General features: G+C 67.0%; 6 protein-coding genes. 1 reads left to right on the plus strand and 5 read right to left on the minus strand.

Going from position 1 to position 7,488, the window contains the following annotated elements:
- Window positions 1-131: 131 nt before the first annotated feature.
- The 5 genes from AC25ND_RS25260 to AC25ND_RS25280 form a co-directional block, all read right to left on the minus strand.
- Window positions 132-1,544 (minus strand): DOPA decarboxylase, encoded by a 1,413-nt coding sequence (locus tag AC25ND_RS25260; protein WP_186597492.1) that lies wholly within the window; start codon window positions 1,542-1,544, stop codon window positions 132-134.
- Between the two features lie 81 nt (window positions 1,545-1,625).
- Window positions 1,626-2,570 carry a LysR family transcriptional regulator gene (locus AC25ND_RS25265; protein ID WP_050705911.1) on the minus strand — a complete coding sequence of 315 codons (945 nt, stop codon included), beginning with the start codon at window positions 2,568-2,570 and terminating at the stop codon, window positions 1,626-1,628.
- An 87-nt stretch (window positions 2,571-2,657) separates the two neighbouring features.
- Window positions 2,658-3,368: a YebC/PmpR family DNA-binding transcriptional regulator gene (locus AC25ND_RS25270; protein ID WP_062363424.1), complete on the minus strand. Its 711-nt coding sequence runs from the start codon at window positions 3,366-3,368 to the stop codon at window positions 2,658-2,660.
- 105 nt (window positions 3,369-3,473) lie between these two features.
- A complete protein-coding gene (locus AC25ND_RS25275; RefSeq protein WP_062574374.1) occupies window positions 3,474-4,865 on the minus strand; it encodes an FAD-dependent oxidoreductase in 1,392 nt (463 codons plus the stop codon).
- Between the two features lie 14 nt (window positions 4,866-4,879).
- Complete coding sequence (locus tag AC25ND_RS25280) at window positions 4,880-6,196, minus strand: MFS transporter (RefSeq protein ID WP_028688728.1); 1,317 nt, start codon at window positions 6,194-6,196, stop codon at window positions 4,880-4,882.
- Between the two features lie 245 nt (window positions 6,197-6,441).
- On the opposite strand from AC25ND_RS25280, the gene AC25ND_RS25285 reads away from it, so the two are divergent.
- The gene (locus AC25ND_RS25285) at window positions 6,442-7,311 is read left to right on the plus strand and encodes a LysR substrate-binding domain-containing protein (protein ID WP_186597490.1); all 870 of its coding nucleotides are present in this window, start codon (window positions 6,442-6,444) and stop codon (window positions 7,309-7,311) included.
- Window positions 7,312-7,488: the final 177 nt, after the last annotated feature.

Raw genomic sequence — 7,488 nt, forward strand, 5'->3', positions numbered from 1 at the left:
CAGGCCCACCCGCGCCTCCACCCAGGCCCAGGCCGACCTGCTGCTGCGCAGCCTGCGCCCGGCGCCATGGCCACCGGACAGGATCGCCTGATCGCTATATTCATACAGATACAGCGAAACCTGAATGGTGTTTACTCCGCCACCACCGCCTGCAAGCGCGCCCACAACTGCTGCACATGTTCACGCTCGGTCGGCAACGCCCCCACCGACACCCGCACCATCCAGCGCCCGCCCAGGGTCGCCGGGGTCACGTAGGCGTCACCCGAGGCGTTGAGGCGCTCGGCCCAGCCGCGGGTGTGGGCATCCAGCGCCTCGCCCTCGAGGCCCGCCGGGCGATGGCGGATGCACAGGGTCTGCAATTGCACCGGCGCCAGCACTTCCCACTGCGGTGCCGACTCGATTTGGGCGGCCAGCCAGCGGGCGTTTTCCAGGTCGCGGCGCAGGCGTTGCTGCAGGGCCTCGACCCCTTCGCTGCGCAGCATGAACCACAGTTTCAGTGCCCGGAACCGACGCCCCAGCGGGATGCCCCAGTCGCGCAGGTTCTTCACCTCGCCATCGACCGCCGACTGCAGGTAGCTGGGGTTGGTGCTCATCACCCGGATCAGGTGCTGCGGATCGCGCACGTAGTAGATCGAGCAGTCGAAGGCCACGCCCAGCCACTTGTGGGCGTTGACCACCACCGAATCGGCTAGCTCGATGCCGTCCCACATCCAGCGGCACTCCGGGAGGATCATCGCCGAACCGGCCATGGCCGAGTCCACGTGCAGCCACAGCTGGTTGGCCTGGGCGATCTCGCCGATCGGGCGCAGCGGGTCCAGCGCGGTGGTGGTGGTGGTGCCGGTGGTGGCGACCACGGCACAGGGCTGGTTGCCGGCGGCCAGGTCCTGCTCGATGGCCTCGCGCAGCGCTTCAGGACGCATGGCGTAGCGGGCGTCGGTGGGGATCAGGCGGATGTTGTCGCGGCCAAAGCCGGCCAACAGCGCGGCCTTGTCCACCGAGCTGTGGGCGTGGGCGCTGACGTAGACGATCAACGGTTTGGCCTGGGCCTGCAGGCCGCCATGCACCTGGGCGTGGTCGGTGGCGCGCTCGCGGGCACTGATCAGCGCCACCAGGGTGCTGGTCGAGGCGGTGTCCTGGATCACCCCGCTCCATTGCCCGCTCAGACCCAGCAGCTGACGCAGCCAGTCGAGGGTGGTTTCCTCCAGCTCGCTCAGGGCCGGGCTGGACTGCCACGACAGGCCGAGCACGCCCAGGCCGGTGCTGAGGAAGTCGCCGAGCACCGACGACAGGGTGCCGTTGGAGGGGAAGTAACCGTAGAAGTCCGGGTGCTGCCAGTGGGACAGGCCGGGCATCACCAGCTTGTCGACGTCGGCGAGGATGGCTTCAAACGGCTCGCCCTTCTGCGGCGCGCCCTCGGGCAAGGCGGCCTTGAGGTAGCCCGGCTGGACCTGGGCCATGACCGGGCGCTCGCCGACGGTCTGGCGGTAGTCGGCGATCAGGTCGATCAGTTGGTGGCCGTACTGGCGGAATTGTTCGGGTGTCATGCGCGCGCTCCTGGGCGGTGTCCATTGCCCGCAGTCTAGGCGCCTGCCGGTTTGCGAATAACCCCGCTTCGCGCATAGCTGCTATGGCGAAGGCGCATGCCCGCCCTGCACGCCGAACTGCGACTGACGCCACACCTCGAAAACCCGGTTGCGCAACCAGCGGTGCTCGGCCGAGGCCTGCAGGCGCTGGTGCCAGACCACCCAATAGCGCTGGGTGTGGTCGATGAAGCCCATCGGCCGCCAACTCAGGCCATGCAGCCGCGCCAGTTGCCGGGCAATGTGCTCGGGCACTGTGGCCAGGGCCTGGCCATTGCCGAGCACCTGGACCATCGCGCTGAAGAACGGCACCTCCAGGCTGATGCGCCGCTGCAGCCCCTGGGCGCGCAGATGACGGTCGATGAAGCTGTCCTTGTCGCCGCCCCCGGACACCCTTACGTGCTTGAAGGCCAGGTAGTCGTCCTGGCTCAACTCGGCGCGGGCGCTCAGTGGATGGTCGTGACGCATCAGGCATACCGCCCGGTCCTCGCCCAGCAACCGACCGTGCAGGTTGGGCGGTGACTCGTCGAACAGCGTGGTGGCCAGGTCGATCTCGCCACTGGCAAGCAAGGCATACTGCCCGGCCTGCCAGGTGCGGTACTCCAGCGACACCCCCGGCGCCTCCTGCTCCAGTACCTTGACCAGCTGCGGCAGCATGTGCTCGGCCACGTAGTCGGAGGCCGCCAGGCAGAAGCGCCGCTCGCAGCGCGCCGGGTCGAACGCCGCGGGCTGGCGCAAGGCGTTGAGCTCCTCCAGTACCTGGCGCAGCGGTTCGACCAACGCCTCAGCGTGTTCGCTGAGCACGTAGCCACGGCCCTGGCGCACCAGCAGCGGGTCGTCGAAGGCCTCGCGCAGGCTGGCCAGCTGGCGGCTCAGCGCCGATTGGCTGCAGCCCAGGCGCTCGGCGGCGTGGCTGAGGTTCTTCAGCTGCAGGAGGCAGTCGAGGGTGCGCAGGTGGGCGAGGCTGAGGGAGGCGAAGGTGGGGTGCATGGCACAGGTCCGGAAATGATCGCGGGGCAAGCCCGCTCCCACAGAACGTGCTGGGAGTGGGCTTGCCCCGCGAGGATGACGCGCGGATCAGTCGGTCAGGCCGACATAGACGTTCTGCACGTCTTCGTTCTCGTCGATCGCCTCGAGGAAGGCCTCGACCTCGGCCAGCGCTTCGGCGCTCAGGCCGGCGGCGCTCACCGGGTTCTTAGGGATGTAGCCGATCTTCGCCGAGGTGACGGTGAAGCCATGCTCCGGCAGGGCCTTCTGCACGGCGTCCAGGTCGGTGGTGTCGGTGATGAACAGGGTCGAGCCCTCTTCCTCGCCGTCCTCGAAGTCCTGGGCACCGGCTTCGATGGCCGCCATTTCCGGATCGGCGTCACCTTCCGGGGTGGCCTCGATCAGGCCAACATGGTTGAAGTCCCAGGCCACCGAGCCGCTGGCGCCGAGCTGGCCCTTGCGGAACAGCACGCGGATCTGGGCCACGGTGCGGTTGATGTTGTCGGTCAGGCACTCGACGATCAGCGGCACCTGGTGCGGGGCGAAACCTTCATAGCTGACGGCATGGTACTGCACGGCCTCGCCGTCCAGGCCCGCGCCTTTCTTGATCGCGCGCTCCAGGGTCTCACGGGTCATCGAGGCTTTTTTGGCCTGGACGATGGCCAGGCGCAGGCGCGGGTTCATGTCCGGGTCGGCACCGGACTTGGCAGCGATCTGGATCTCCTTGGCCAGCTTGCCCATGATCTTGCCTTTGGCATTGGCCGCTGTTTCTCTATGTTTGGCTTTCCACTGTGCGCCCATATCGACTCTCTTTGTTTCCGCGGCCGGTTCAGGAAGCGACCGGCCTAAAAGTGGGGAGAGTTTATACGCCCTGCGCGCCGGGTTCGACAAGAAATCGCGTCGGCTTCAGCCCTTGTCCGCCTTCCCCGCCGCCGCCGCGAACTTCGCCAGGCGCACGTCCAGCCGGCGCGGGCGCACGCCGCGGTCCTCGGCGCGTTCCTTGCGGCGGATGGCGTTGCGCACCAACAACGACCCCAGGTAGCGCACCGGCTCCGGCGGAAACTGCCCCAACGGCCCCTTGACCAGCGGCGAACGGGTCCAGGCGTTGTCCAGCCCCAGTGCCAACGACGACAGGATCTGCCCGCCCATGTGACACGGCCCGACCCCGCTGCCGGAGTAGCCGAAACCGTAGAACACGTTGCCCTGCCCATCGAGCCGACCGAAGAACGGCAGCCCGGTCACCGAACGGTCCGATGGCCCGTTCCAGCTCGCCGCCAGCGGCACCTCGGCCAGCGCCGGGAAGAACTCGGCCAGGCTTTCGCGCAGCAGCGGCTGGTACGGCGACGGCTGGTCGAACACCGGCAGCATGCGCCCGCCATAAGCAAAGGTGTTGCCGCCCTTGCCGAGCATCAGCCGGCCATCGGAAGTGTTGTGGTAGTAGTGCACGAAAATCCGCGAGTCGAGCACGCTGACGCCGCTGTCCAGGCCGATCCGGCGCAGCAGCTCGGGGCATGGCTCGGTGATCACCATGTCGCTGGAGACGATGGCCACGCTGCGCTCGAACTGCGGGAAGGCCCGCGCCATCCAGGCATTGAGGCCCAGCACCACGCGGTCGGCGCGGACGGTGCCGGCGCGGGTGCGCACCTGCACCGGCGCGCCATGCTCCAGGCCGGTCATCGCCGTGCCCTCGTGGATGCGCACGCCACGTTGCAAGGCCACCCGGCGCAGGCCGCGCACCAGCCGCCCCGGCTGCACCGTGGCCGCGGCCGGCGAATACCAGCCCTCCAGGTGCCGTTCGGAACCGGCCAGGCGCTGCACCTGTTCCAGCGCCAGGCGCTGGAACGAGTTGATGCCCTGCTGTTCCAGCGCGGCGATCACCGCATCGGTGCCGCCGAGCTGGGCCTGGTTGGTGGCGGTGTAGAGGGTGCCGTCCATGCGGTAGTCGCAGCGGATGCCGTTGGCCGCGCAGAACTCGCCGATGGCGCCGATGCTGCGCTCGGACTCGCGCACCAGGCGCACCGCCTCGGCCACCCCGAACAACCGCTCGAGGGTGAAGTACTTGGCCGACCAGGACAGCGCGCAACCACCATTGCGCCCACTGGCCCCGGCGCCGCAGATATCCGCCTCGAGCAGCAGCACCTCCAGCTGCGGCGCCTGTTCCTTGATCATCAGTGCGGTCCACAGGCCGGTGTAGCCGCCGCCGACGATGCACACGTCGCAGCGCACGTCACCGGCGAGCGGCGGGCACAGCGCTTCGTCTTCCTGGTCCAGGGCCTGTTGCAGCCAGAAGGGTCTCATCTACTCGCTTTCCTTTAGGTACGCAGTGGCTTGATCGCCATGCTGGTATTGGGTGCCACGTCATTGGCCTGCAGGGCAGTCGCCGGGCGGCTGTTCCAGTGCGGCAGCAGCACCAGGGCGGAGAACAGCGCGGTGCCGGCGAAGACGATGAACACCGTGACGCTGTCGAAGTAACCGGGCAGCAGGCCGCCGAGCACCGCGCCCACCGAGCCGCAGCCGTTGACGAAGCCGGCCGCGGTGGCGCCGGCCTTGGCCGTGCCAAAGTCGATGGCCGCGGCGCCGCTGATCATCGAATCCGGGCCGTACAGGGTCAGGCCCATGACGAACAGCAGGGCCACCACCAGCAGCACGCTGCCGCTGTGCATCGCCGCCATGAAGCCGGCCAGGGTCAGGGTCAGCAGTACCAGGCTGATCACGCAGGCCGGCATGCGCCGGGCACCGAACAGCTTGTCCGAGGCCAAGCCGATGAGGATCGGGCCGAGCAGCCCGGCCAGCTCGAAGGCCGTGGGGATGATCGCCGCGCCGACCTTGCCCACCGACGGCATCTGCTCGAAGACGATCACCGGGCCCCACAGCAGGATGGCGTAGCGGGCCGGTTTGAGCATGAAGTAGGCCAGGCCCAGGGTCAGCACCGTGCGGTTGCGCAGGATCTCGCGCAGCGGCGACCACACGCTGCAAAGGTTCGCCCCCGGGGCCATGCTCTGCGGCTCGGGCTCCACCGCCGGCAGGCCGACATCTTCGGGCTTGTTGCGCTGGAAAATGAAGAACAATACCGCCACCGCGGCCACCACCACGGCGCTGGAGAAGAACGCCGCGTGCCAGGTGCCGACCAGGGTGTAGGCCCACCAGCCGGCGAACGGCGAGGCCACCAGGCCGCCAAAGGCGTAGCACGAACTCCACAGCCCCAGCACCCGGCCGCGCTGGGAGGCCGGGAAGAAACTGCCGATGTTCTTGCATAGCCCCGCCCAGCCGGTGGACTGCGCCAGCCCCTGGATCAGCATGCAGGTGGCGAAGATCGGGAAGGTCGCGTAGCTGCCCATCACCACCGCGGCCGCCGCGGAGATCAGCAGCCCGCCGAGCACCACCACGCGGGGGCCGAATCGGTCGGCGAGCATCCCCCAGGTGAACTGGCCCACGGCGTAGGCGGCCAGGTAGATCGCGTCGAGGTTGGCCATGGCGGCCTTGTCGAGCATGAAATTCGGATCCTCGCCGATGCCGAGCTTGGCCACCGAGAAGGCCTTGCGGGTGAAGTAGAAGGCGGCGTAGGCCAGCCAGGTGATCGCGAAGATCTGCACGCGCCAACGCTTGATGGCGCCCAGGGATTGATTCATTGACTCTGACCTCTTGCTTGAGTGTGCCGGCAGAATGTGAAGAAACGCCTGTCTTGTTGTTGTGTTGCGCACTGCGTGACGGAGGGACGTCACCTGGTCAGCTGGCGGTGGTGCCGCCATGGCCGACATGCCGCCGCTCGTGGCAGCGTGGTCGGGTTGAAACACATGGAAACAGCTGCTGACTGATAAATAAAATCGATTTATCGTATTTCACACATAAGCCCAGCTTTTAAGTGGAGTGTTCGATGTCGGTCTCCCATGCTCAACTCAAGGCCTTTCATGCGGTCGCCGAACAGGGCAGCTTTACCCGTGCGGCGCAGAAGCTGTTTCTGACCCAGCCGGCGGTGTCCGACCAGGTGCGCAAGCTCGAGGAGCGCTTCGGCGTGCTGCTGTTCCAGCGCAACAAGCGTTCTGTACAACTGACCGACCTGGGCGAGCGCCTGCTGGGCGTGACCCAACGCCTGTTCGCCTGCGAGGCCGAGGCCGTGGAGCTGCTGCAGGACTCCCGCGCCCTGCACACCGGCAGCCTGACCCTGGCGGTGGACGCGCCGGTGCACGTGCTGCCGCAGATCGCCCGGTTCTGTCAGCGCTATCCGGGGATCCAGGTGAAGATCGAGACCGGCAATACCGACGAGTCGCTGGCCCGGCTGTTCAGTTACCAGGCGGACCTGGCCCTGCTCGGGCGCGATGTCGATGATGAGCGGTTGTTCTGCGTGCCGATGCGGCGTGACCCGATGGTGGCGTTTGTCTCGCACAACCACCCGTGGGCCAGCCGGGGGCAGATCAGCCTGGCGGATCTGGACGACACGCCGCTGGTGCTGCGTGAGCCGGGGTCGGTGACGCGGCAGACGCTGGAGGAAGAAATGCAGCGGGCCGGGTTGCGGATTCGGCCGGCGATCCAGGTCGAGGGGCGCGAGGCGGCGCGCGAGGCGGTGGTGGTGGGGATTGGGGTTGGGGTTGTTTCGGCGGCGGAGTTTGGGGCTGATGCGAGGGTTTGTGCTTTGCCGATTGTGGATTGTCGGCGGCATTTGACTGAGACGTTGGTTTGTTTGAGTGAGCAGAGGACGCGGCGGGTGGTGGCTACGTTTTTGGAGATGGTTTTGGAGGAGGTTTAGGGCTGGGGCTGGTTACTTGGTGATTGTTTTGATTTTTGTGCGCGCATTCGTAGACGATATCGACATTTAGTCACCTTTTCGGAGGGTGTCAGAAATTTTGTGTTCGGGCATAACATGAGTAAGAGGTGCATGTATGCCAACCAAAAAGAAACCCTTGCGTGACCTGCCCAAAATCCC

The sequence above is a fragment of the Pseudomonas sp. P110(2024) genome, assembly GCF_057480795.1.

Bases quoted from the DNA above. Each gene is read 5' to 3' on its own strand.
- AC25ND_RS25260 (WP_186597492.1), bottom strand. From the start codon at position 1,544: ATGACACCCGAACAATTCCGCCAGTACGGCCACCAACTGATCGACCTG.
- AC25ND_RS25265 (WP_050705911.1), bottom strand. From the start codon at position 2,570: ATGCACCCCACCTTCGCCTCCCTCAGCCTCGCCCACCTGCGCACCCTC.
- AC25ND_RS25270 (WP_062363424.1), bottom strand. From the start codon at position 3,368: ATGGGCGCACAGTGGAAAGCCAAACATAGAGAAACAGCGGCCAATGCC.
- AC25ND_RS25275 (WP_062574374.1), bottom strand. From the start codon at position 4,865: ATGAGACCCTTCTGGCTGCAACAGGCCCTGGACCAGGAAGACGAAGCG.
- AC25ND_RS25280 (WP_028688728.1), bottom strand. From the start codon at position 6,196: ATGAATCAATCCCTGGGCGCCATCAAGCGTTGGCGCGTGCAGATCTTC.
- AC25ND_RS25285 (WP_186597490.1), top strand. From the start codon at position 6,442: ATGTCGGTCTCCCATGCTCAACTCAAGGCCTTTCATGCGGTCGCCGAA.